Origin of the sequence: Bradyrhizobium sp. LA2.1 (genome assembly GCF_040547725.1) — a bacterium.
GTDB classification, from domain to species: domain Bacteria; phylum Pseudomonadota; class Alphaproteobacteria; order Rhizobiales; family Xanthobacteraceae; genus Bradyrhizobium; species Bradyrhizobium barranii.
The window spans coordinates 299871-322792 of the sequence record NZ_JBEPQI010000005.1; the positions used below are offsets into that span (position 1 = coordinate 299871).

24 protein-coding genes and 1 pseudogene are annotated in these 22922 nt (G+C 64.8%); 13 read left to right on the forward strand and 12 right to left on the reverse strand.

Annotated features, from left to right (window positions below; translation table 11 throughout):
• Positions 1-14: 14 nt before the first annotated feature.
• The 3 genes and pseudogenes from ABIB95_RS11815 to ABIB95_RS11825 all read right to left on the reverse strand — a co-directional run bounded on the left by ABIB95_RS11815 (position 15) and on the right by ABIB95_RS11825 (position 2566).
• On the reverse strand, positions 15-866 hold the full coding sequence (locus ABIB95_RS11815; protein WP_354239470.1) for an HpcH/HpaI aldolase/citrate lyase family protein: 852 nt from the start codon (positions 864-866) through the stop codon (positions 15-17).
• Positions 866-1333 (reverse strand): annotated as a pseudogene (locus tag ABIB95_RS11820) (MaoC family dehydratase); the annotation flags it as partial. The gene ABIB95_RS11815 and the pseudogene ABIB95_RS11820, both read right to left, overlap by 1 nt.
• A 30-nt stretch (positions 1334-1363) precedes the next feature.
• On the reverse strand, positions 1364-2566 hold the full coding sequence (locus ABIB95_RS11825) for a CaiB/BaiF CoA transferase family protein (RefSeq protein ID WP_354239472.1): 1203 nt from the start codon (positions 2564-2566) through the stop codon (positions 1364-1366).
• Between the two features lie 226 nt (positions 2567-2792).
• On the opposite strand from ABIB95_RS11825, the gene ABIB95_RS11830 reads away from it, so the two are divergent.
• From ABIB95_RS11830 to ABIB95_RS11850, 5 genes are read left to right on the forward strand one after another with little or no spacing between them, the layout of a single operon-like run.
• On the forward strand, positions 2793-3821 hold the full coding sequence (locus ABIB95_RS11830; RefSeq protein ID WP_354239474.1) for a TRAP transporter substrate-binding protein: 1029 nt from the start codon (positions 2793-2795) through the stop codon (positions 3819-3821).
• A 41-nt stretch (positions 3822-3862) separates the two neighbouring features.
• Positions 3863-4417: a TRAP transporter small permease gene (locus ABIB95_RS11835; protein ID WP_208069839.1), complete on the forward strand. Its 555-nt coding sequence runs from the start codon at positions 3863-3865 to the stop codon at positions 4415-4417.
• A 12-nt stretch (positions 4418-4429) separates the two neighbouring features.
• The gene (locus ABIB95_RS11840; protein ID WP_038941832.1) at positions 4430-5719 is read left to right on the forward strand and encodes a TRAP transporter large permease; all 1290 of its coding nucleotides are present in this window, start codon (positions 4430-4432) and stop codon (positions 5717-5719) included.
• A gap of 36 nt (positions 5720-5755) precedes the next feature.
• Positions 5756-6922, forward strand: coding sequence for an acyl-CoA dehydrogenase family protein (locus ABIB95_RS11845; protein ID WP_354239477.1), 1167 nt, complete (start codon positions 5756-5758; stop codon positions 6920-6922).
• Positions 6923-6953: 31 nt separating this feature from the next.
• On the forward strand, positions 6954-8183 hold the full coding sequence (locus tag ABIB95_RS11850) for an acetyl-CoA hydrolase/transferase family protein (protein WP_354239479.1): 1230 nt from the start codon (positions 6954-6956) through the stop codon (positions 8181-8183).
• A 30-nt stretch (positions 8184-8213) separates the two neighbouring features.
• Here the strand turns inward: ABIB95_RS11850 and ABIB95_RS11855 are convergent, their stop codons facing one another.
• From ABIB95_RS11855 to ABIB95_RS11875, 5 genes are all read right to left on the reverse strand, one after another.
• Positions 8214-9785, reverse strand: coding sequence for an AMP-binding protein (locus ABIB95_RS11855; RefSeq protein WP_354239481.1), 1572 nt, complete (start codon positions 9783-9785; stop codon positions 8214-8216).
• A 33-nt stretch (positions 9786-9818) separates the two neighbouring features.
• Entirely contained in the window at positions 9819-10454 is a 636-nt protein-coding gene (gene upp, locus ABIB95_RS11860) for a uracil phosphoribosyltransferase (protein WP_354239483.1), read from the reverse strand.
• 158 nt (positions 10455-10612) lie between these two features.
• On the reverse strand, positions 10613-10741 hold the full coding sequence (locus tag ABIB95_RS11865; RefSeq protein ID WP_256376468.1) for a hypothetical protein: 129 nt from the start codon (positions 10739-10741) through the stop codon (positions 10613-10615).
• A gap of 90 nt (positions 10742-10831) precedes the next feature.
• A complete protein-coding gene (locus ABIB95_RS11870) occupies positions 10832-11230 on the reverse strand; it encodes a hypothetical protein (RefSeq protein ID WP_354239485.1) in 399 nt (132 codons plus the stop codon).
• A gap of 17 nt (positions 11231-11247) precedes the next feature.
• Positions 11248-11439: a hypothetical protein gene (locus ABIB95_RS11875; RefSeq protein ID WP_063981384.1), complete on the reverse strand. Its 192-nt coding sequence runs from the start codon at positions 11437-11439 to the stop codon at positions 11248-11250.
• Between the two features lie 201 nt (positions 11440-11640).
• Here ABIB95_RS11875 and ABIB95_RS11880 point away from each other — a divergent pair, with 201 nt between their 5' ends.
• Entirely contained in the window at positions 11641-11934 is a 294-nt protein-coding gene (locus ABIB95_RS11880; protein ID WP_166344033.1) for a hypothetical protein, read from the forward strand.
• 36 nt (positions 11935-11970) lie between these two features.
• Here the strand turns inward: ABIB95_RS11880 and dapA are convergent, their stop codons facing one another.
• From dapA to ABIB95_RS11900, 4 genes are all read right to left on the reverse strand, one after another.
• Complete coding sequence (dapA, locus tag ABIB95_RS11885) at positions 11971-12888, reverse strand: 4-hydroxy-tetrahydrodipicolinate synthase (protein WP_354239487.1); 918 nt, start codon at positions 12886-12888, stop codon at positions 11971-11973.
• An 18-nt stretch (positions 12889-12906) separates the two neighbouring features.
• Positions 12907-13161 (reverse strand): hypothetical protein, encoded by a 255-nt coding sequence (locus ABIB95_RS11890; protein WP_063981387.1) that lies wholly within the window; start codon positions 13159-13161, stop codon positions 12907-12909.
• Positions 13162-13294: 133 nt separating this feature from the next.
• A complete protein-coding gene (locus ABIB95_RS11895; protein ID WP_081369150.1) occupies positions 13295-13573 on the reverse strand; it encodes a hypothetical protein in 279 nt (92 codons plus the stop codon).
• A 20-nt stretch (positions 13574-13593) separates the two neighbouring features.
• Positions 13594-14061, reverse strand: coding sequence for a hypothetical protein (locus ABIB95_RS11900; protein WP_354239489.1), 468 nt, complete (start codon positions 14059-14061; stop codon positions 13594-13596).
• Positions 14062-14441: 380 nt separating this feature from the next.
• Here ABIB95_RS11900 and ABIB95_RS11905 point away from each other — a divergent pair, with 380 nt between their 5' ends.
• The 7 genes from ABIB95_RS11905 (at position 14442) to ABIB95_RS11935 (ending at position 22829) form a co-directional block, all read left to right on the forward strand.
• Positions 14442-14666, forward strand: coding sequence for a hypothetical protein (locus tag ABIB95_RS11905; protein ID WP_085965673.1), 225 nt, complete (start codon positions 14442-14444; stop codon positions 14664-14666).
• An 11-nt stretch (positions 14667-14677) separates the two neighbouring features.
• Positions 14678-14767 carry a K(+)-transporting ATPase subunit F gene (locus tag ABIB95_RS11910; RefSeq protein ID WP_041953522.1) on the forward strand — a complete coding sequence of 30 codons (90 nt, stop codon included), beginning with the start codon at positions 14678-14680 and terminating at the stop codon, positions 14765-14767.
• Between the two features lie 112 nt (positions 14768-14879).
• On the forward strand, positions 14880-16583 hold the full coding sequence (gene kdpA / locus ABIB95_RS11915; protein WP_208088430.1) for a potassium-transporting ATPase subunit KdpA: 1704 nt from the start codon (positions 14880-14882) through the stop codon (positions 16581-16583).
• Between the two features lie 18 nt (positions 16584-16601).
• Positions 16602-18716, forward strand: coding sequence for a potassium-transporting ATPase subunit KdpB (gene kdpB / locus ABIB95_RS11920; protein WP_231143291.1), 2115 nt, complete (start codon positions 16602-16604; stop codon positions 18714-18716).
• Between the two features lie 57 nt (positions 18717-18773).
• Positions 18774-19379, forward strand: a complete 606-nt coding sequence (locus ABIB95_RS11925; RefSeq protein WP_063981392.1) for a K(+)-transporting ATPase subunit C — start codon at positions 18774-18776, stop codon at positions 19377-19379.
• A gap of 40 nt (positions 19380-19419) precedes the next feature.
• Entirely contained in the window at positions 19420-22143 is a 2724-nt protein-coding gene (locus ABIB95_RS11930) for a DUF4118 domain-containing protein (RefSeq protein WP_085405238.1), read from the forward strand.
• On the forward strand, positions 22140-22829 hold the full coding sequence (locus tag ABIB95_RS11935) for a response regulator (protein ID WP_028147071.1): 690 nt from the start codon (positions 22140-22142) through the stop codon (positions 22827-22829). The genes ABIB95_RS11930 and ABIB95_RS11935 overlap by 4 nt, the downstream gene beginning before the upstream one ends.
• Positions 22830-22922 lie beyond the last annotated feature (93 nt).

Genomic DNA, 22922 nt, shown 5'->3' on the forward strand with positions numbered 1-22922 from the left:
GGCGGCGTTCCGATCTAGGTCTGGCCGAGGATCTTCTTCGCGGCGCGAAGATGCGGCTTGTCGATCATCTGGCCGTCGAGCCGCAGCGTGCCGGAGTTCGGATTGCTCGCGAATGCGGCGATCACCTTTTCCGCCCAGGTGCGCTCAGCCTCGGTCGGCTCGAACGCCGCGTTGACGACGTCGACATGTTTCGGATGGATCAGCGCCTTCGCCGAAAAACCGTCACGGCGCGCCGCGCGCGTTTCTTGCTCGAGGCCGGCGAGGTTGTCGATGTCGGTATAGACGGTGTCGATCGGCGCGACCTCGGCTGCGGCCGCCGCCATCAGGCAGAGATCGCGCGCGAGGCGGTAGGGGCTGTGGAACACGCCGCCCGAGGCTTTCTCGGTGGCGCCGAGCGAGGCCGAGAGATCCTCCGCGCCCCACATCAATCCGGCGAGGCGAGGAGAGCAGCCCTTGTAGCTGCCAAGCCCAAAGATCGAGCTAGCAGTCTCCGTCGCGACGCAGACGATGCGCGTCGCACCGACCGTGATGCCGGATGCTGCTTCCAAGGCTTCGAGCCAGGTTGCAACCTGGCGCACGTCGTCGCCGCCTTGCGATTTCGGCAGCACGATGCCGTCGGGCTTGCCGGGCATCACCGCGGCGAGATCGGTGAGCGTCAGGCCGGTGTCGAGCGCGTTGACGCGGACATAGAGCTGATGCGGGCCGGGGCGGCCCTTCAGCATCGCAAGCGTCAGCCCGCGCGCTTCCGGCTTCCTCTCGGTGACGACGGAATCCTCGAGATCGATGATCAGCGCGTCGGCCTTGCCTTCGCTCGCCTTCTCGAATTTGCGCGGGGAATCCCCCGGCACGAACAGCATCGAACGCATCAGACCGGCCTCTTGTGCATCATCGCCATGCGGCGGCATTTGCCGACGATCTCGTCGTTCTGGTTCAAGGCGTGGTGCTCGAACTCGACGATACCCGCTCTCGGGCGCGATTTGGATTCCCTCAACGAAAGCACCTTCGTCGTCGCCCGCAAGGTGTCGCCATGGAAGACCGGTTTTGGGAACGTGACGTCGGTCATGCCGAGATTGGCAACGGTGGTCCCCATGGTCGTATCATAGACCGTCATGCCGATCATGATGCCGAGGGTGTAAAGGCTGTTGAAAATGCGCTGGCCGAACTCGGTCTTTTCAGCGAAATGTGCGTCGATATGCAGCGGCTGCGGGTTGAGCGTCAGCAGGCTGAACATGGTGTTGTCCATCTCCGTGACGGTCCGGGTCAGCGGATGCCTGAACTCCTGGCCCACGGAAAAGTCCTCGAAATAAAGTCCGGCCATCGCGGTTTCCTCCCTGTATCGCTGCGATTCTGGCCAGCGCTGCCGTTAGGGCGGCGCGGCCAGGTGAACTGCTTTTTGCTCTGCGAGCTGTTCGATTTCGTCAGTCGAGAAGCCGGCCTCGCGCAAAATGTCGCGGCCATGCTGGCCGAGGGTCGGTGCGGGGCCGGCGGCTTCCGGCTGGGTTACGCTCCAGGTGGAGGGCACGCGCATCTGGCGGATGCGGCCTTCGACGGGGTGATCGACGGTCCTGAAGAAATCGATCGCTTGGAGATGCGGATCTTCGAGGATTGTCTCAAGCGTATGCATCGGCATCACCGGAATGTCGGCGCGCTCGAGCAGATCGCGCCATTCCGTGGTGGTGCGTGTGAGGAAGATGTGGCCGATCTCCTCATAGATCTCGTCGATGTGCTTCGTCCGCGCGGCGTGGTTGGCGAAGCGCGGCTGATCGAGGAAATGCGGCTGTCCGATCGCCTCAAAAAAGCTGCGCCAGTGCTTGTCGTTGTAGATGAGCACGCAGAGATAGCCGTCGCTGGTCTTGTAAGGGCGGCGATAGCGCGACAGCAGGCGGGCGTAGCCGCCATGGTCGAGCGGCGGATCGTAGGTGAGGCCGCCCAGATGATCGACCAGCACGAACTCCGTCATCGATTCGAACATGGGAACGTCGATGCGTTGGCCAACGCCGGTGCGGCTCTGATGCATCAGCCCGCCCATGATGGCGTTGACCAACATCAGGCCGACGATGCGGTCGGCGATGGTGACGGGGACGTAGCGCGGCGTGCCGTCGCCGGCCGCCGCAAGCAGCGTCGGAATCGTGGCGGCGCCCTGGATCAGATCATCGTAGGCGGGCTTTGCGGCATAGGGCCCGGACTGGCCGTAGCCGAACGCGCCGACATAGACGAGGCCGGGGTTGATCTCGCGAAGTGTCTCGTAGTCGAGGCCGAGCCGGGCCATCGCCTGCGGGCGCACATTGTAGACGAGCGCGTTGGCGCGCTTGGCCAGCCGCAGCAAGGTGTCGCGGCCTTCCGTCTTCTTCAGGTCGAGCACGATGCTGCGCTTGCCGCGATTGGCATTGAGGAACATCCCGCCCATGCCGGGCGTGCGGCCGGGACCGATCTGGCGAACGATGTCGCCCTCGGGGCTTTCGACCTTGATGATGTCGGCGCCCATGTCCGCCAGCACCTGGGTGCCGTAGGGGCCCATCAGCACCGAGGTCAGGTCGAGAATGGTGAAGCCGGCGAGCGGTCCCATTGAGGCCTCGTTGGATAAATTCATATACGTGGAGTTAGAGTTCATAAAGTAGCCGTGTCAATTCGGCGGCTTCGGTCGACGGCGCATAGCTCCATGCATAGTTCATACACTTGACAGATAAATTCACCTATATGTACATTTTCAAGCAAGAAATCGAGCGAGGGCCGGACGGCGCCGCAGCAATTCGCTGCCGCGTTCGGCGTGGGGACGCGTCAAGGAGAACGACATGAAGAAGAATCTGGTCAGGGCCGCAGCAGTGCTCGCTCTCTCGCTGCCGGTCTCGACGCTGCAGGCGCAGGCCCTGGAGCTGAAGGTCGCCGATAGCTTCCCCGCCGGTCACTATCTCGTCCGCCTGATGCTGAAGCCCTGGATGGACGACGTCACCAGGCGCACCAATGGCGCGGTGACCTTCACCTATTATCCGAACCAGCAGATCGGCAAGGCCGCCGACATGCTGCGTCTGACGCAGTCCGGCGTGGTCGACATCGGCTACATCGGACCGTCCTATGTCTCCGACAAGATGCCGCTCTCGGAAGTCGCGCAATTGCCGGGCGCGTTCGCGACCAGCTGCCAGGGCACGCTCGCCTATTGGAAGACCGCGCGTGAAGGCATTCTCGCCAAGCAGGAATACGCGCCGAACAAGATCAAGCTGCTGCTCGCCGTGGTGCTGCCGCCCTACCAGGTGTGGACCGTCAAGTCGAAGGTGGAAACCACCAAGGACATGCAGGGCCTGAAGCTGCGCACTACGGGCGGCGCGCAGGACCTGACGCTGCGTGCGCTCAGCGCCGTGCCGGTGCGCATGGCTGCGCCCGATGCCTATGAGTCGCTGTCGCGCGGCACGATGGACGGGCTGCTGTTTCCGCTCGACAGCGTCGTCTCCTACGGCCTCGACAAGCTGGTCAAGCACGCCACCGAAGGCGTCAGCTTCGGCAGCTTCATCGTCGCCTATTCCATCAACCAGTCGGTCTGGGACAAGCTGCCCGACGACGTGAAGAAGGCGATGAACGAGGCTTCGGAGGCGATTACGCCGCAAGCCTGCGCCGGCGTCGAAAAGGAAGGCGAAGTCACCAAGAAGCAAATGCAGGACGAAGGCATCAGCTTCGATCCGCTGCCGGAGGCGACGCGCACCGAGATCAAGGACAAGCTCAAGGGTGTCGGTAAGGAGTGGGCGAGCGGGCTCGACAGCCGCGGCAAGCAGGCGTCTGCCGCGCTGAAGGAGTTCGACGATCTGCTCACCGCGGGCGGCGCCAAGTAAAGGCGCCAGGTAGTCCGATATCCAACAGGGAGACGCTAGAGGTGATCAAACGGGCAGGAGATGTGCTCGGCGCGCTGGAGCGCGCGCTGACGGTGATCGCGGTGGTGTTCATGTTCGTGATCATGCTGCTGGTGGTGGCCGACGTGTTTATGCGTTACGCGCTGAACAGCCCTTTCTCCTTCACCTATGATCTGATCGGGCTCTATCTCCTCGCCGGCGTGTTCTTCTTCACGCTGTCGGATGCGTTGCGCGAGCATGTCCATGTCGGCGTCGACATCCTCTTGTCGCGCTTCTCGCTGACGGGGCGGCGGTTGTCCGAGATCGTCACGGCGCTCGCCGGCCTGTTCGTGTTCATCCTGATCTGCAAGGTCGGCTTCGAGCGCGCGCTGGAGAATTACGAGCAGCACGACGTGCTCTCCGGCGCGATCCCCTGGCCGACCTGGATTTCGGCGGCGCTGGTGCCGTTCGGCTGCGGCGTGCTGGTGCTGCGGCTCGCGCTGCAGCTCGTAGGCAATGTGCTGAGCCTCGTCAGCGGCCGCGATCTGTATCCGCTGCCGCCGGTGACCGGTGTCGGCGAAGCACGCGGCTTCGAGTAACGGGCGATATCCATGACACCTTTCATCGTTCTCGCCCTGCTGTTCGGCTTGCTCGCGCTTGGCACGCCCGTCGGCTTCGCCATGGCCTTTTCCGGCTCGGTCGGCCTCGTGATGGTCGGCGGATGGGGCACGCTGCTCGGCATCTTGCAAACCGCGCCGCTCTCGACCGTCTCGGCCTACGAGTTGATCACCATTCCGATGTTTCTCCTGATGGCAGACCTCGTGCTGCTCTCGGGCGTCGCGGACGATCTGTTCAAGACCGCCTCTGCCTGGGTCGGCCGCATCCCCGGCGGCCTCGGCATGGCCACCGCGCTCGCCGGTGCCGGCTTTGGCGCGATCTGCGGCACCTCGACGGCCTCGGCCGCGACGTTGTCCTCGACCAGCCTTCCCGCAATGATCCGTCAGGGCTATGAGCCGAAGATGGCCGCGGGCGTCGTTGCGATCTCGGGCACGTTGTCGATGCTGCTGCCGACCAGCGTTGCGCTCGTCATCTTCGGCCTGCTGGCCGAGGTGAATATCGGCAAGCTGCTGATCAGCGGCATCATCCCGGCAATCCTGGTGACGTTTACCATCATGGCCACGATCTACTTCCTGGTCTGGCAGGATCCCTCGCGCGCGCCCGCTGCGAAATCAGTGCCGTGGCGGGAAAAATTCGCGCTGCTGTGGCAGGTCTCGCCGATGGTGGTGCTGTTCTCGATCGTGACAGGCACGATCTATCTCGGCGTCGCGACGCCGACGGAAGCCTCCGCCTTCGGTGCGTTCGGCGCCTTCCTGCTCGCCATCGTCAAGGGCAAGATCACGCCGTCATCGCTCTATGCGACGCTGCTGCGCGCCTGCCACGGCACCTGCATGATCATCATGATCCTGGTCGGTGCCTCGATCTTCGGCTATTTCTTCACGCTCACCCATGTCACGCAGGACCTCGTCGCCTGGATCGGGTCCTTGCCGGCCTCGCGCTGGGTGATCATCACGCTGATCCTGTGCGGTTATATCGTGCTCGGCTCGTTCATGGACCAGATCGCGATCCTGGTGTTGACCGTGCCGATCGTGCTGCCGCTGATCAAGACGCTCGGCTTTGATCCGATCTGGTTCGGCGTCATCAAGATCGTCACCGCGGAAGTCGGCATGATCACGCCGCCGGTGGGCCTCAACTGCTTCATCGTTGCCCGCTATGCCAAGCGGCCGGTGGCGGAAGTGTTTCACGGCACCTTCCCGCATTTCATCGCGCACCTGATCGCAATCGCGATCCTGGTGGCGTTTCCCTCGATCATTCTCTGGCTGCCCTCGCAGATGGGGCGCTAGGATCGGAGCTCGGCTCCCAATAAGGAGATCAAGAACATGGATTTCGCGCTCACCGATCAGCAGGAAGCCATTCGTGCCGCCGTCGCAAAAGTTTGCGAGGACTTTCCCGACGCCTATTGGCTGAAGAAGGACCACGACGGCGGCTTCCCCCATGACTTCCACAAGGCAATGGCCGATGCCGGTTGGCTCGGCATCTGCGTGCCGGAGGAATATGGCGGCTCCGGGCTCGGCATCACCGAAGCCGCGATCATGATGCGTGCCATCGCGGAATCCGGCGCCGGCATGTCCGGCGCCTCCGCGGTGCACATCAACGTCTTCGGGCTCAACCCCGTCGTGGTGTTCGGCACCGAGGAGCAGCGCAGGCGCATGCTGCCGCCGATGGTCGAGGGCCGCGAGAAGGCATGCTTCGCCGTCACCGAGCCCAATACAGGCCTCAACACCACCCAGCTCAGGACGCGTGCTGTGGCCAAGAACGACCGCTACATCGTCAACGGCCAGAAAGTGTGGATCTCCACCGCGCAGGTCGCACACAAGATCCTGCTGCTGGCGCGCACCACGCCACTGGAAGAGGTGCGCTCGCCAACCCATGGCCTCAGCCTCTTCTACACGGATTTCGACCGCAAGAAGATCAAGGTCCATGAGATCGAGAAGATGGGCCGCAAGATCGTCGATTCCAACGAGCTGTTCTTCGAGGATTTCGAGATCCCGATGGAGGACCGCATCGGCGAAGAGGGCAAGGGCTTCCAGTATATCCTCGAAGGCATGAATCCGGAGCGTATCCTGATCGCCGCCGAAGCCGTCGGCCTCGGCAAGCTCGCGCTGTCGCGCGCGACCGAATACGCCAAGACGCGCGTGGTGTTCAACCGGCCGATCGGCAAGAACCAGGGCATCCAGCATCCGCTCGCGGTCAACTGGGTCGAGCTCGAGGCGGCCTGGCTGATGGTGATGCAGGCAGCCTGGCAATACGACAAGGGCTTGCCCTGCGGCGCCGGGGCGAACGCCGCAAAATATTTCGCAGGCGAAGCCGGCTACCATGCCTGCGAGCAGGCGGTGATGACCCATGGCGGCTTCGGCTATGCCAAGGAGTTCCACGTCGAGCGTTATCTGCGCGAGGTCCTGATCCCGCGAATCGCACCGGTCAGCCCGCAGCTTGCGCTCAGCTTCATTGCGGAAAAGGTGCTCGGTCTGGCGAAGTCCTACTAGTCTTCGCGCGGATCGCTTAGCAGGGACGCCAATGAACCTCGACTTCTCCGACCTGATCCGGGAGGGCGACCGTGTCGTGTGCGGGCAGGCGACGGCTGAGCCGGTCACCCTGACCGAAGCGCTGGTCGCGCAAGCCGGGCATCTGCCGGCGTTCCGCATGATGGTCGGTCCAATATTCTCCGACACGTTTTCCGCGTGCGCGCCCAACATCTCGTTCCAGAGCTATGGCGTAATCGGCAATGCGCGGCGGCTTGCGAAAGCAGGACGGCTCGACGTGATCCCGGGCAACTACAGCGCCTTCTGCGCCGATTTTGCCTCACGGCGCCATCGTGCGGATGTGGTACTGGTGCAACTCGCCGAGTCCGGCGATGGTCGATTGAGCGCGAGCCTCTCCAACGATTATGTCATCGATGCCGCACGGGGCGCGCGCATCGTCATCGCCGAGATCAATCCCGATGCGCCCTGGACGTTTGGCGCGGAATGGCCTGTGGACGCGCCGATCCATCTGCGGGTCGCCGCTCGCCGTCCGCCCGTCGAACTGCCACCGGCGCCGCTTGATGACGTCTCACGAAAAATCGCGTCACATGCGGCGAGCCTGATCGCCGATGGCAGCACGCTTCAGTTCGGCGTCGGCCGGATTCCGGATGCGATCCTGTCTTCGCTGTCGCATGCGCGCAATCTCGGTATCCATTCCGGCCTGATCAACGACGCCGTCGTCGACCTGATCGAGCGCGGCGCGGTGACGAATGCGGAGAAGGGAATCGATGCCGGGATCACGGTGACGAACCAGGTGATCGGCACGAAGCGGCTCTATCGCTTCGTGCACGAGAACGAGGCGGTTTCGGTGCGACCGACGTTGTATACGCACGGCCAGAACGTGCTGGCGCGGATCAACCGGCTGGTCGCGATCAACTCGGCGCTCCAGGTCGGGCTCGATGGCAGCGTGAACTCCGAAACGCTTAACGGCGTTGCGATCGGCGCCATTGGCGGGCAGCTCGATTTCGTGCGCGGTGCCAATGCATCGCCCGGGGGCAGGGCGATCATCGCGCTGCCGGCGACGGCGTCCGACGGGACCAGCCGCATTGTCGCCGATGTGGAGACCGTGACGACGCCGCGCGCCGACGTCGATTCCATTGTGACCGAATGGGGCGTTGCCGAGCTGCGCGGCTGCGGTCTTGCCGAGCGTGCGCGCCGCATGATCGCGATCGCGGCGCCCGGGCACCGCGATGCGCTGTCGGCACAACTTCGCGCCGCGCGCTAGAATCTCGCGAGCTATCTGAAACAGGCGGGCCTATTCGGCGGCGATCCGTTCCATTGCCATGGCGCGAAGCCGGGCGCGCTGGATTTTCACACCGTTGGCGCTGTCGGTGACGGGAAAAGCGTCGACGATATAGATTCGTGCCGGCACCTTGTAGCCGGCGAGCCGCTCGCGCAGGCGCGCCACCAGCATCTCCTGCTGCGGCGGCTCCTCGGCCGGAATCACGAAGGCGACGCAGCGCGCCTGCCCCTTAAGATCGACCGCGACAACCTGGGCGTCGGCAACCCCCGTGCAGGCTTTGAGCTCGTCCTCGATCTCGCCCGGCGCAACCAGGAAGCCGCCGAGCCGCATCGCATCGCCCGCACGGGTCTCGTAGACAAAGGCGCCGTCGCCGCGCATCCGGCCGATATCGCCGGTGCGGAAGAAGCCGTCGGCGGTGATCGCATCGCGCGTCGCATCCGGGTTGTTGAAATAGCCGAGGAAGCGCGAGGGCGCGCTGATCTCGATCTCGCCGGAGACGCCTTGCGCCACCAGCTCCCCGGTCTCGGTATCGCGCACGCGCACCTTCGCGCCGGGAGACATCGGCCACCCGCCGCCTTCGATACGATCGGCGAAGGCATCACCGGGGCGGGCGATCGAGAACAGCGCCTGCACCTCGCTCGAGCCGTAGAGGCCGAACAGCGGCATGCCGCGCGCCTCGGCCTCCGCGGCGAGCTCGCGCCAGCCGGGCTGAAACGCGGCGAAGCCGCAGACTTCGAGATGCGGGAATGGCCGTGGTGTGTCGGCGAGCGCGAGGATGCGGCGGAACATCTCGTCGGAGCCGAAGGCGTGCGTGATCTTGTGTTCGCCAAGGACCTTCAACGCTGATGCCGCCTCGAAAGCATCGAGTACCTGGATGGTTGCGCCGGCTGCGATGAAGCCGAGCAGGCTGGTCATGCCGAAGGTGCCGCAGAACGGCAGCATGGCCAGCAGTGAATGGCGCCGTGGCGAGAGTTTCAGCGCCTTGGCGACGGAGGCGGCGTGCGTGGCGAGCGTCCGTTGCGAATGCGCGACGAGCTTCGGCCCCTTGGTCGTGCCCGATGTCGTGTAGAGCAGCACCGGCAGATCGACATCGTCCTGCGCCGGCGGCGCTGGCGGATAGGACGTCTCGAACGCATCGAAGCGCGCACAGGGCCAGTGAGCGGGGATCGCATCCCCGCCGACCACCGCGACCCTTTGCAGCGCAGGCACTTCGTCTTTGCTGACCTCGGCGAGGATGGCGGCAAAATCGATCGACCGGAACGCGGCCTCGACCACCATCAGCCTGGCGCCGGACACCTTGAGCAGATGGCCGACTTCCGCGCTGCGGTAGCGGGTATTGACCGAGGCGACGATCGCACCGCAGCGGGCGGCGGCGAACAGCAATGCGATCCATTCGACCCGGTTGACCAGCCAGACCGCGACCACGTCGCCCTGGCCGATGCCTTGTGCGGCAAGCCATGCGGCGGTCTGCTCGACCTTCCCGGAGAATTCCGCGCGCGAGACCGGCCTGCCGTCAAACACGAAGGCGGGCTCGGCACCTTCGGCACCGATCAGCGATTGAAGCGAAAATTGGTTGACGCTCATGGCAACCGGACTAACCCGATCGCGCAGACCTGTCTACTTGGTGCCGAACATCCGGTCGCCGGCATCGCCCAGGCCCGGCACGATGTAGCCGTGGTCGTTGAGCCGCTCGTCGATCGCGGCGGTCCAGACCGGCACGTCGGGATGCTCGCTCTGGAACCGCGCGATGCCTTCGGGCGCGGCCAGAAGGCAGACGAAGCGGATGTCGCGGGCGCCGCGCGCCTTGAGCAGGGAGGCGCCGGCGCAGGCCGAGTTGCCGGTCGCCAGCATCGGGTCCATCAGGATCACGGTGCGGTCGGACAGGTCCTGCGGCGCCTTGAAGTAATATTCCACGGCCTGCAATGTCTCGGGGTCGCGGTAGAGCCCGATATGGGCGATACGCGCCGACGGCATCAGCGCCAGCATGCCGTCGAGGAAGCCGACGCCGGCGCGCAGGATCGGCGCCAGCGTGAGCTTCTTGCCGGCGATCTTCGGTGCCCGCATCGGGGAGATCGGCGTCTCGATCTCGACGAGCTCCAGTGGCAGATCGCGCGTCACCTCGTAGCCGAGCAGCATCCCGATCTCGTTCAGGATCTCGCGAAAACTCTTGGTCGAGCGGTCCTTCTCCCGCATGAGGGAGAGCTTGTGCTGGACTAGGGGGTGGGCGACGACATTGACGCTGCTTGTGCTCATGAAACCGATCTACACGGTTCCGTGAAATTGCGCCAGATCGGCCAGATCTTTTCGCGGGGATACGCGGCCTCAGGTGGACATGGCGAAGGCGCCGCGAACCCGGCTGCTCGCCTCGTAGGCAGCCATGGTCAATTCACGGTCCATCGATGTGCCGGGTTCTAAACTCCCAGCCCGCGTGCCACGAGCGTGATCACGATTGTCAGGATCGCGCCCCAGATCAGGCTCAGCGTCATGGTCAGGATCGTCGTCGTGACCGCCTGCTCCAGATTTCCCTTGAGGAGCTGCATGCTACTTGTCCGTGGCAGGCGCGACGCCGATGCGCAGGCCGAGCAGCAATGCACCCATCACCGCAACCAGGATGGCGATCTTGAGCTCGATCATGTCCGCAGCCTTGTCGCCGCGCGGGCCAGGAGCCGCCTCGCACCCTCCGCCAGCGCAATCAGCGGATTGCCGCGGTTCTCGATATCGAGCTCGAAGGTCTCGGCGGGAAACACCAGCGCGCATCTTGCGAGCCCACTCTGCCGGTTGGCGAAATCGACCGCGGAGCTCTTGAACAGGAACAGACCGCCGACGCGTCCATGCGCCTCACGCGCGACCCAGAGGCCGGCGCCGTTGCGCCCGATGAAGAACGCGGGGATGGCGGTGCTTATGACATCCGGGTCGATCGGTCCAAGGCACGCCGCGGACGCGGCCATTGTCGGTCGCTCGGGCTGGCGACGCGTGGCTTGAAGGGCGATCGCGGCCATGGCGGCCTCCTCACACATCTGCAAGGTCATGATGGTCTCCCATGCCGTCAGGCGTGGAGGTGCCAGACATAGATCGCGGTCTTCAGCGCGATCAGCGCTGCGAGCACGCTGCCCATCGAGAGCAGGGTCAGCGCGCTGAGCGCGATGCGCTTGAGCTGCGCCTTGCGCTCCGGCGAGATCCGTGCGGGGCGTTCGGCCCAGCCAAGGGAGCGCTCAACGCCATGTGTCAGCATCGACATGTCTGCATTCCTTCGTCAGCGTGGCGGTGGCCGAGGCCGCCGCAATCTGCCTCGTATGATGTCCATCGTTGCGTAGGATTGCGAGATGAGCGCCGAGGCACCAGTATAGGAATGCTATAAGGATGCCGACCGTCGCGCCGGCAGTCCTCTGAAGAGACCGGGGTTCCGCTTCGGCCGGGCCTGAGACGGCGCAGGATCCGAATGCGTCATCCCGATCGCTGCGGCAAAGGCGTTCCGCAGCCGCGGTTCCTCGATCTGCTTGCAGAAGCATTCCAGCGTCGCTTCCACACTCTGCCGCTGCCCGCTGATGGCCGCACAGAGTTGCGAGCTGGTCCGCCGAAAGAAGTGGAGGGAGTCCCTGGCGCCGCCGCCCAGATGATCGAGCTCCGCCGCGAGCGCGGCGACATTAAGCCTGTCGGACTCATCGAGCGTCACGGCAAATCGCAGCAGCGCGAGCTGCCAGGCGCGGAGCAGCCTGTGAGGCCTTTCGATTGATTGCCGCATGGGGATACCCGGATGCCGTGCGACGCCTCAGGCGCCGACGCGGTCGATCAGCTCCTCGTCGGCGATCGCGGCGAATGCGCGTACCACTTCCCTCTGCGCGGCTGCGTCCAGCGGAACGATCGGAAGCCTTGTGGCGGGCGACATCAGGCCAAGCACGCCGAGTGCACATTTAAGTGCGGCCGGGCTCTCCTTCCCGAGGCAGGCGATCAAGGGGATCAGGCGCTTGTGCAGGTAGCGGGCGGATTGCAGCCGGCCCTGCCTGACATGCGAAAAAATCGTGCGGCAGAGATCCGGCGCGACGTTGGCAACCTCCGAGATCGCGCCATCGCCGCCGTCCGCGATGAAGCCGAAGGCGGTGGTGTCGTCGCCGGATAGACAGCGAAAGCCGGCGGGCAGGCGGCGGGACAGGCGCATCGGACGGGTGATGTCGCCGCTCGCATCGCGCAGGCCCACGAACTGGCGCGATTCGACGAGACGCAGAAGCGTCTCGTCGGCGAGCGGCCGCAGCGTGCGGGAGGGCGCGTCGTGCAGGATCACGGGCAGGCCGATCGCACCGGCAATGGCGCGGAAGTGCGCGAGCATTCCTTCCTGCATCGGCTTGTTGTAGGCGGGCACCACCGACATCACGGCATCGGCGCCGGCGGCCTCCGCGCGCCGCGCGAGTTCGATGGCGTGGCCCGTTGAATTCGACACGGCGCCGGCAATGATCCGCACGCGGCCACGCGCGACATCGACCGCGGTGCGAATGATCAGCGCCTGCTCGGCCGGCGAGAGCGTCGGTGCCTCGCCGGCGGTCTCACACACCACCAGCGCGGGTACGCCGGCTGCGATCTGACGCTCGCAGAGCGCGGCGAACGCCTTCAGGTCGATCGCGTCGGCCGAATCGAACGGTGTCGGCAGGTCCGGTATGAACCCGGTGAACCAGGCGGAGGGTGGGATGAACATGGTTTTTTGCCGAGGAACTCAGGCGGCGCGCTTGGGTGCGGCGGCATCGGGCCTGCTGCCCATGTCGAGCTCGATCTCGCGTGGCAGCTCGATGATGGTCTCGGGATGCTGTCCGTTTTCGAACAGCGCATATTTGATGGCCTGGGCGCGGTTGACGAAGAGGCCACCGTAGAGGCCGTTCTGCTGCTGGGCGACCCACTGTCCCCTGTGGTTGCGGCCGATGAAGACGATGGTCGAGGGAGAGCTGCACGAGGGAGGTTCGACGAGTTTCACTTTCGTATTCCTTCCGATTGACGCGGGCGGCGGGTGCGTGTCCCGCGACCACCCGATCAATATCTTTTCAAGCGAATATGATTTCGAGTGAGGCTGCGCGACGATCTCATAGGAAGGTCATAAAGCCCGATGTTCAGGCCAGCTCGTTGACGACCTGAACCAGCGCGAACAGGGCGCCGAAGGCAACGCCCTCGTCCCAATGATTGAGGACGGCACCGAACAGCGGCTCGCGCCTGACGAGGCCGGCGAGGGCGCACAGGATGATCGACATCCAAAGCAGGGCGGAGAGGCTGCGTGCAAAACCTACGCTGCCGAAGGCTGCAAAGGCGACGAGCAGTGCGATGCGGACGGCAAAGCGCGCGATCAACCGCGTCGGGCTGAGGCCCCGCGACATGTCTGAAGATTGCGGCAAGGCGCGAACCTCCGCTTGGCCTAGCTGAAATTCTCGCAAGCGACCGGCTGATAGAGCGGGTCCGGGGCGGGGCGCACGGTGGGAACGCTCGGCCGCGATACCTCCACGGCCAATGCCTGTACTTCGATGAAGGCCGACAGCAAGGCCAGTGCGAGATCGGCATGCCGGGCTTCGACAGCGGCGTCGAGCCAGTCCGGCAATTCGCGCTCGCGCGACAGCGCGCAATGCCACTCGCCCTCGTCATAGGCGATGCGGCGGACCTGCCACAGCGGCAGCTCGAGCTCGATCAGCGCCAGCGCGGCGTCGGTCCAGGCCTCGGCATCGACCAGGCGCATGATACGCGCACTGCGCTCGCTCCGCCCTCGCGACGGGAAGCGCCGGCAGGCCTGATCGATGACGTCGAGCATCAGCGGACGCGTCATTGCCGGTGCCGCGCGAAGCTGCTGGTTGAGGGAAGGTGGGGCAAGGCGTCGGAGAACGGCGGTCATGTCAGGCCTCCTGGAATTGGCGTCGGTCAGTCGGCCGGCCTCTCCAAGATGGCTGGAAGCGCATTTGAAAACGAGATGGGGACGGGACGGGAGATATAAGGATTTCATAAGTGCACGGAATCTTCCGGATAAGAGCGACAGATCCCCGGCCACCGTCGCCGCCGAAGGTCGAGGCTTATAGAAGCAGGGCTTTTTGAAAAGACCCTCGCCACGGCCTGCCTTAACAACGGTAGTGAAAGCAACGGTGGCTTGTGTCGCTGCGCTGCCTGCTCGGAACGGCCGCCCGGAATACAGTGTCGGCGCCACATGGCGGACAGCCACGACGCGTCGGCACTTATGGAATTCATATAACTTCGCCATAGGCCTCATCTCGAAAACCTATGCCGGTGGTGGCACTTCAACACGGTCAAAAGTCCCGGCTGGTGCCGTGGAAATGCTTTGCATTTCCTTCGTTCCACGCGCTCGCCGGACGCCTGAGAAACGGTTGCGTCCGACATAAAGCCGCAACGAGGAGCATTCCCATGATGGACATTCTGATGCTGGCGCTGGGCTTTGGCTTCTTCGCGCTCGCGATCGGCTACACCTACGCCTGCGAACGGCTGTGAGGGAGCGGACCATGACCTTCGATTATTCGCTCGCCGCCGTCGTCTCGCTCGGTCTCCTGTTCTACCTCACTTACGCGCTGCTGCGGCCCGAGCGGTTCTGACCTGTGCTGCTGCTTCTCGAATTGCTGCTCGCGGACGCCGCGCTCGTGGCGTGCCTGCTTGCCCTGATCCTGCCGCTCCTGCGCAGGTCAAACGTCCTAAAGGGTTGATGCCATGACTATGATCGGTTGGCTCCAGATCATTCTCTTTTGCGCGATTATCGTCGCGCTGACAAAACCGCTCGGCGGGTACATGACGGCTGTGTTCAACGGCGAGCGGACGTTCCTGTCGCCGGTGCTGCGGCCGATCGAGGCCGGCATCTACTGGTTTTCCGGCGTCGAGGAGAGGCGCGAGCAGCATTGGCTGACCTACACGGTCTCGATGCTGCTGTTCCATGTCGGCGGCTTCCTCATCATCTACGGCGTGATGCGGCTTCAGGCGGTGTTGCCGTTCAACCCGGCCGGGCAGGGCGCGGTCGCCCAGGATCTCTCCTTCAACACCGCGATTTCCTTCATCACCAACACCAACTGGCAGAATTACGGCGGCGAGAGCACGGTATCCTATCTCGTGCAGATGCTCGGCCTGACGCACCAGAATTTCCTGTCGGCGGCGACCGGCATCGCGCTCGCGGTGGCCATGATCCGCGGATTCTCGCGCGCCTCGATGCGCACGGTCGGCAATTTCTGGGTCGACGTCACCCGCACGACACTTTACGTGCTGCTGCCGATCTGTGTCGTCTACACGCTGTTCCTGGTCTGGCAGGGCATCCCGCAGACGCTCGGCGATTACGTCGAGGCCACGACGCTCGAAGGCGCCAAGCAGACCATCGCGGTCGGCCCGGTGGCCTCGCAGGTCGCGATCAAGATGCTCGGCACCAATGGCGGCGGCTTCTTCAACGCCAACGCCGCCCATCCCTTCGAGAACCCGACCGCGCTGTCGAATCTCGTGCAGATGCTCTCGATCTTCCTGATCGGCGCGGCCATGACCAATGTGTTCGGCCGCATGGTCGGCAACCAGCGCCAGGGCTGGGCGATCTTCGCGGTGATGGGCGTGCTGTTCATCGCCGGTGTCTCCATCACCTACTGGGCGGAAGCCAACGGCACCTCGATGATGCATGCGCTCGGCCTCACCGGCGGCAACATGGAGGGCAAGGAAGTCCGCTTCGGCATCGTCGCATCCTCGCTGTTCGCCGTGGTGACCACGGCCGCCTCGTGCGGCGCGGTCAACGCCATGCATGACAGCTTCACCGCGCTCGGCGGCATGATCCCGCTGATCAACATGCAGCTCGGCGAAGTCATCATCGGCGGCGTAGGCGCCGGCCTCTATGGCATGCTGCTGTTCGTCGTGCTCGCGATCTTCGTCGCCGGCCTGATGGTCGGCCGCACACCGGAATATGTCGGCAAGAAGATCGAGGCGCGCGAAGTCAAGATGGCGATGCTCGCGATCCTGGTGCTGCCGCTGATGTATCTCGGCTGGACCGCGGTCGGCGTGGTCTATCCGGCGGCGGTCGCCTCCATGGCGAATGCCGGCCCGCATGGCTTCACCGAGGTGCTCTACGCCTTCACCTCGGCGACCGGCAACAACGGCTCGGCCTTCGCGGGCCTCACCGGCAACACGTTGTTCTACAACCTCACGCTCGCATCCGCGATGTTCGTCGGCCGGTTCTTCATGATCGTTCCGGCGATGGCGATTGCGGGCTCGCTGGCCGCCAAGAAGTCGATCCCGCCGTCGGCGGGCACGTTCCCGACCACGGGTGGGCTGTTCGTCGGCCTCGTCGTGGGCGTGATCCTGATCATCGGCGGCCTGACCTTCTTCCCGGCACTCGCGCTCGGCCCGATCGTCGAGCAACTCGCGATGAACGCCGGCAACGTCTTCTGATTGTTTGGAGTGACCTCCATGGATACGATGAAACTGCAAAAACGTGCCCCGATGTCGGCAATGCTCGATCCCAAGATCGTTCTGCCCGCGATCAGCGCGTCCTTCACCAAGCTCGACCCGCGGCTGATGATCAAGAACCCCGTGATGTTCGTGGTCGAGATCGTGGCCGCGCTCACCACGGTGATCTTCCTGCGCGACCTCGTCACCGGCGGCGAGAATCTCGGCTTCACCTTCCAGATCATCCTCTGGCTCTGGTTCACGGTGCTGTTCGCCAATTTCGCCGAAGCGGTGGCCGAAGGCCGCGGCAAGGCACAGGCGGAATCTCTGCGCAAGACCCGCACCGAGAGCCAGGCCAAGCTCCTGAGCGGCGCGGGGCAGGCCTTCACGCTGGTGCCGGGCACCAGCCTGAAGGTCGGCGACATCGTGCTGGTCGAGGCCGGTGACGTCATCCCCTCCGACGGCGAGGTGATCGAGGGCGTGGCCTCCGTCAACGAAGCCGCCATCACCGGCGAGTCCGCGCCGGTGATCCGCGAGTCCGGCGGCGACCGGTCGGCGGTGACCGGCGGCACGCAGGTGCAGTCCGACTGGATCCGCGTCCGCATCACGGCCGCGCAAGGTTCGACCTTCATCGACCGCATGATCAAGCTGGTCGAGGGCGCCGAGCGGCAGAAGACGCCGAACGAGATCGCGCTCAACATCCTGCTCGCCGGCCTCACCATCATCTTCGTGTTCGCCACCGTCACCATTCCGAGCTATGCGGCTTATGCCGGCGGCTCGATCTCGGTGGTCGTGCTGGTCGCACTGTTCGTGACGCTGATCCCGACCACGATCGGCGCGCTGCTATCGGCGATCGGTATCGCTGGCATGGACCGCCTGGTCCGCTTCAACGTGCTGGCGATGTCCGGCCGCGCGGTCGAGGCTGCCGGTGACGTCGATACGCTGCTGCTCGACAAGACCGGTACGATCACGCTCGGCAACCGTCAGGCCACCGCATTCCGCCCGGTTCGCGGCGTCACCGAGCAGGAGCTCGCCGATGCGGCGCAGCTCGCCTCGCTCGCCGACGAGACGCCGGAAGGCCGCTCCATCGTCGTGCTGGCGAAGGAGAAGTATTCCATTCGCAGCCGGGACATGGCCGAGCTTGGCGCCACCTTCATTCCGTTCACGGCACAAACCCGCATGAGCGGTGTCGATGCCGGCGGCTCGTCGGTGCGCAAGGGCGCGGTCGATGCCATGCTCAACTATGTCGGCGGCGGTGCGCCGCTGGCCGTTGCCTCCGGCAACACCGCGCGCGCCATTCAGCCTGCGGTGCTTTCCGACGTCGGCCGTGAAGTCCAGACCATCGCCGATGAGATCTCGAAAGCGGGCGGAACACCGCTTGCGGTCGCCAAGGACGGCAAGCTGCTCGGCGTCATCCAGCTCAAGGACATCGTCAAGGGCGGCATCCGCGAGCGCTTCGCAGAACTGCGCCGCATGGGCATCCGCACCATCATGATCACCGGCGACAACCCGATGACGGCCGCTGCGATCGCGGCGGAGGCGGGCGTCGATGACTTCCTCGCGCAAGCAACGCCCGAGGACAAGCTGAAGCTGATCCGCGACGAGCAGGCCAAGGGCAAGCTGGTCGCCATGTGCGGCGACGGCACCAACGACGCGCCCGCGCTCGCCCAAGCCGACGTCGGCGTCGCCATGAACACCGGCACCCAGGCCGCCCGCGAGGCCGGCAACATGGTCGACCTCGATTCCAACCCGACCAAGCTGATCGAGGTGGTCGAGATCGGCAAGCAGCTGCTGATGACGCGCGGCGCGCTGACGACGTTCTCGATCGCCAACGACGTCGCAAAGTATTTTGCGATCATCCCGGCGATGTTCCTGGCGTTCTACCCGCAGCTCAACGTGCTCAACGTCATGAACCTGTCGAGCCCGCAGAGCGCCATCCTGTCGGCGATCATCTTCAACGCGCTGGTCATCATCGCGCTGATCCCGCTGGCGCTGAAGGGCGTCGCCTATCGCGCGGTCGGTGCCGGCGCATTGCTGAGGCGCAACCTCCTGATCTACGGCCTCGGCGGCATCGTGATTCCCTTCATCGGCATCAAGGCGATCGACCTCGTCGTCACCGCCTTGCATCTGGCTTGATCGTCGTCGCGGGGCGCACCGCGCCCCGCGCAATGACGAAAGATTTGGAGACCTAACATGCTCAGAGAAATTCGCCCCGCCATCGTCCTGCTGCTGGTGCTCACCGCCATCACCGGCCTGGCCTATCCGCTCGCAATGACCGCTATTGCCGGTGCGATCTTCCCCTCGCAGGCGCAGGGCAGCCTGATCGAGCGGGACGGCAAGGTGATCGGCTCCGCCCTGATCGGGCAGGAGTTCAAGGAGGACAAATATTTCCACGGCCGCCTCTCGGCGACTTTGGCGCCGGACCCGAATGATTCGACCAAGACGGTGTCGGCGCCCTACAACGCGGCCAACTCGGGCGGCTCCAACCTTGGCCCGACCAGCAAGGCGCTGGCCGACCGGCTCAAGGAGGATGTGGACAAGTTGAAGGCTGAAAATCCGAACGCCGCCGTGCCGGTCGACCTGGTCACCACCTCGGCCAGCGGCCTCGACCCGGACATCTCGCCGGAAGCGGCTGAATTTCAGGTGCCGCGGGTGGCGAAGGCGCGGAATCTGCCGGACGATCAGGTCAAGCAGCTCGTGGCCTCCAACACCCAGGGCCGTTTGCTCGGCCTGATTGGCGAACCGCGGGTTAACGTTCTGGCACTGAACCTCGCGCTCGATCGCGCCACCGCGAAGTAGCGGTCTAGGCTGCGGGCGGGCGGATGATTATATTGGCCTGATGGTCCGAGAGCGCCGCGATCCCGAACAACGTCCGTCCCCTGAGGCGCTGCTTGAAGCCGCGCGCCGGGAGGAGAGCGCGAGCGGCAAGCTGAAGATCTTCGTCGGCGCCGCCCCCGGCGTCGGCAAGACCTACGAGATGCTGCAAAGCGCCCATGCCAGGCGCAAGGCGGGCATCGACGTGGTGGTCGGCTTTGTCGAGACCCATGGCCGCGCCGAGACCGAGGCGCTGGTGCGCGGGCTCGAGGTGGTGCCGCGCAAGAGGTTCGATTACCGCGGCCAGAGCGTCGAGGAGATGGACCTCGATGCCGTGATCGAGCGCCGCCCTCGGATCGCGCTGGTTGACGAGCTCGCTCATACCAATGCCGCCGGCAGCCGCCATCCCAAGCGCTATCTCGACGTCGAGGAGCTGCTGTCCCACGGCATCGACGTCTATACCGCCGTCAACATCCAGCATATCGAGAGCCTGAACGACGTCGTCGCCCAGATCACCCATGTGCGGGTGCGCGAGACCGTGCCGGACTCGGTCTTCGACCGCGCCGATGCGATCGAGCTGATCGACCTCACGCCCGACGATTTGATCCAGCGGCTGCGGGAGGGCAAGGTCTATGTGCCCAAGCAGGCCGAGCGGGCGCTGGAGCACTATTTCTCGCCCGGCAATCTGACCGCGCTGCGCGAGCTGGCGCTGCGGCGTACGGCCGAGCGGGTCGACGAGCAGCTTCTCAATCACATGCAGGCGAATGCCATCGCCGGCCCCTGGGCCGCGGGCGAGCGCATCCTCGTCTGCATCAGCGAGGATCCGCGCGCGGCGGGGCTCGTGCGCTACACCAAGCGGCTGGCCGACCGGCTGCATGCGCAATTCACCGCAATCTCGATCGAGACCCGGCGGTCGCTCCAGCTTTCGGACGAGGAGCGCGACCGTCTCGCCGATACGTTGCGGCTTGCCGAATCGCTCGGCGGTGAAGCGCTGACCATTCCCGCTGTCGGCCGCCGCATCGCCGACGACGTCATCAACTTCGCGCAAGGCAACAACGTCACCCAGATCGTGATCGGGAAATCGACGCGCTCGCGGTGGTTCGAACTGACGCGCGGCTCCGTCGTGCATGATCTCGTGCGCAGTTCCGGCAATATCAGCGTTCACGTCATTCCCGGCGATGAGCTCGCGGCCGAGCCGGCGCCGAAGACGGCGGTCCAGACGGCGGCACGGGCAGAGGCGTTTGATGCACGTCCCTATTTGAAGGCGCTCGGGATCACCGCGCTCGGCCTTGCCGCAGCGGTGGCCATCAAGCCGTATTTCGGCATCGAAAACGTCGACCTGATGTTCCTTACCGCGGTTGTCGCCGTGGCTGTTCGCTACGGGTTGTGGCCGTCGCTCCTTGCGAGCGTCGCGGCGTCGCTGGCGTACAACTTCTTCTTCCTGCCGCCGGTCTACACGTTCACGATTACCGACCCGACCAATGTTGCGGCGTTCTTCTTTTTCATGTTGATCGCGTTCGTGGTGTCGAACGTCGCCGGACGGGTGCGCACGCAGGCAGACACCGCGCTCGGCCGCATCCGCACGACCGAGCAGCTCTATGCGTTCAGCCGCAAGCTCACGGGCACCGGCACGCTCGACGACGTGCTCTGGGCGACTGCCTATCAAACCGCGCTGATGCTGAAGGTTCGCGTGGTCCTGCTGCTGCCGGAGGAGGGGCTGCTCACGGTGAAGTCCGGCTATCCGCCCGAGGACCAGATCGACCAGGCCGATCTCGCCGCAGCCAATTGGGCCTGGAGCAATGATCGTCCCGCCGGCCGCGGCTCGGATACGCTTCCCGGCGCCAAGCGGCTGTTCCTGCCGATGCGCACCGGGCGTGGCCCGATCGGCGTCATCGGTATCGACAATGATCGCACCGGTCCGCTGCTGACCCCCGACCAGCGCCGGCTGCTCGATGCACTCGTCGACCAGGGCGCACTGGCAATCGAGCGCGTGCTGCTGGTCGAGGACGTGGATCGCGTCAAGCGCACCGTCGAATCCGAGCGGTTGCGCTCTGCGCTGCTGACCTCGATCTCGCACGATCTCAAGACGCCGCTGGCCTCCGTGCTTGGCGCGGCCTCGACCATGCGCGATCTCGCCGGTGCCTTGTCCGACACCGAGAAGCGCGATCTGCTCGCCACCGTGATCGACGAGTCCGAGCGCCTCAACCGCTTCATCGCCAATCTGCTCGACATGACAAAGCTCGAATCCGGCGCCATCGTGCCCAACGCGGCACTGCACGATCTCGGCGAGATCGTCGGCAGCGCGCTGCGGCGTGCGAGCAAGATATTGACGGCGCACAAGGTTGAACTGGTGCTGGCCGCCGATCTGCCGATGCTTCAGCTCGATGCCGTGCTGTTCGAGCAAGTGCTGTTCAATCTGCTCGACAATGCCGCGAAATATTCGTTGCCCGATACAACGATCTCGATCCGCAGCCGGCGCGAGGGGAATCATGTTGTGCTAGAGATCGCCGACCAAGGCGGCGGCATTCCGCCTGACGAGCTCGAGAGCGTGTTCGACAAGTTCTATCGCGTGCAGAAGGGCGACCATGTCCGTCCCGGCACCGGGCTGGGGCTCGCCATCTCCCGCGGCTTCGTCGAGGCGATGCAGGGCACGATCTCGGCCGCCAACCGCGGCGACCGCAGCGGCGCGATCCTCACCATCCGGCTGCCCGTTCCGGCACGGACCCACGCATTGGATACAGCCGCATGAGTGCCGCCCCGATCAAGGTTCTGGTCATCGACGACGAGCCGCCAATCCGAAAATTGCTGCGGATGGGACTCTCGACGCAAGGCTACGAGATCCTGGAAGCGTCGAACGGAAAGACCGCGCTCGAGAAGCTCGCGGAAGAACCCGCGCTGATCATTCTCGATCTCGGCCTGCCCGACATCCAAGGCCACGAATTGCTGCGCACCATCCGCGGCCGCAACGAGGGCGTGCCGATCGTGGTGCTGTCGAGCCGCGGCGACGAGGCCGGCAAGGTGCAGGCGCTCGATCTCGGCGCCGACGATTATCTGACAAAGCCGTTCGGCATGGACGAGCTGTTGGCGCGCCTGCGCGCGGCGCTGCGGCACCAGCTCCAGGTCAAGGGCGAGCGTCCGGTGTTCCGCACGGGCGATCTCTCGGTTGATCTCGTGCGTCGTATCGTCAAGGTCGGCGAGCGCGAGATAAAGCTGTCACCGAAGGAGTACGATCTTTTGCGCGTGCTGGTGCAGCACGCCGGCAAGGTGCTGACCCATCGTTTCCTGCTCAAGGAGCTCTGGGACGAGCTCACTGACGCACAATATCTGCGCGTCTATGTCCGCCAGCTCCGCCAGAAGATCGAAGCCGATCCGGAACGCCCGCAATATGTGCTGACGGAGACGGGGATCGGGTACCGGCTGAAGGCGGGAGATTAGCTTTCGATCCTCATCCTGAGGAGCGCGGAACGCGCGTCTCGAAGGATGAAGGCCCGGCTGCGGCAGCGAGGCCTGCATGGTTCGAGACGGCGC

Bases quoted from the DNA above. Each gene is read 5' to 3' on its own strand.
- ABIB95_RS11815 (WP_354239470.1), bottom strand. From the start codon at position 866: ATGCGTTCGATGCTGTTCGTGCCGGGGGATTCCCCGCGCAAATTCGAG.
- ABIB95_RS11825 (WP_354239472.1), bottom strand. From the start codon at position 2,566: ATGGGACCGCTCGCCGGCTTCACCATTCTCGACCTGACCTCGGTGCTG.
- ABIB95_RS11830 (WP_354239474.1), top strand. From the start codon at position 2,793: ATGAAGAAGAATCTGGTCAGGGCCGCAGCAGTGCTCGCTCTCTCGCTG.
- ABIB95_RS11840 (WP_038941832.1), top strand. From the start codon at position 4,430: ATGACACCTTTCATCGTTCTCGCCCTGCTGTTCGGCTTGCTCGCGCTT.
- ABIB95_RS11845 (WP_354239477.1), top strand. From the start codon at position 5,756: ATGGATTTCGCGCTCACCGATCAGCAGGAAGCCATTCGTGCCGCCGTC.
- ABIB95_RS11850 (WP_354239479.1), top strand. From the start codon at position 6,954: ATGAACCTCGACTTCTCCGACCTGATCCGGGAGGGCGACCGTGTCGTG.
- ABIB95_RS11855 (WP_354239481.1), bottom strand. From the start codon at position 9,785: ATGAGCGTCAACCAATTTTCGCTTCAATCGCTGATCGGTGCCGAAGGT.
- upp (WP_354239483.1), bottom strand. From the start codon at position 10,454: ATGAGCACAAGCAGCGTCAATGTCGTCGCCCACCCCCTAGTCCAGCAC.
- ABIB95_RS11865 (WP_256376468.1), bottom strand. From the start codon at position 10,741: ATGCAGCTCCTCAAGGGAAATCTGGAGCAGGCGGTCACGACGACGATC.
- ABIB95_RS11870 (WP_354239485.1), bottom strand. From the start codon at position 11,230: ATGACCTTGCAGATGTGTGAGGAGGCCGCCATGGCCGCGATCGCCCTT.
- ABIB95_RS11875 (WP_063981384.1), bottom strand. From the start codon at position 11,439: ATGTCGATGCTGACACATGGCGTTGAGCGCTCCCTTGGCTGGGCCGAA.
- ABIB95_RS11880 (WP_166344033.1), top strand. From the start codon at position 11,641: ATGCGTCATCCCGATCGCTGCGGCAAAGGCGTTCCGCAGCCGCGGTTC.
- dapA (WP_354239487.1), bottom strand. From the start codon at position 12,888: ATGTTCATCCCACCCTCCGCCTGGTTCACCGGGTTCATACCGGACCTG.
- ABIB95_RS11900 (WP_354239489.1), bottom strand. From the start codon at position 14,061: ATGACCGCCGTTCTCCGACGCCTTGCCCCACCTTCCCTCAACCAGCAG.
- ABIB95_RS11905 (WP_085965673.1), top strand. From the start codon at position 14,442: ATGCCGGTGGTGGCACTTCAACACGGTCAAAAGTCCCGGCTGGTGCCG.
- ABIB95_RS11910 (WP_041953522.1), top strand. From the start codon at position 14,678: ATGACCTTCGATTATTCGCTCGCCGCCGTCGTCTCGCTCGGTCTCCTG.
- kdpA (WP_208088430.1), top strand. From the start codon at position 14,880: ATGACTATGATCGGTTGGCTCCAGATCATTCTCTTTTGCGCGATTATC.
- kdpB (WP_231143291.1), top strand. From the start codon at position 16,602: ATGGATACGATGAAACTGCAAAAACGTGCCCCGATGTCGGCAATGCTC.
- ABIB95_RS11925 (WP_063981392.1), top strand. From the start codon at position 18,774: ATGCTCAGAGAAATTCGCCCCGCCATCGTCCTGCTGCTGGTGCTCACC.
- ABIB95_RS11930 (WP_085405238.1), top strand. From the start codon at position 19,420: ATGGTCCGAGAGCGCCGCGATCCCGAACAACGTCCGTCCCCTGAGGCG.
- ABIB95_RS11935 (WP_028147071.1), top strand. From the start codon at position 22,140: ATGAGTGCCGCCCCGATCAAGGTTCTGGTCATCGACGACGAGCCGCCA.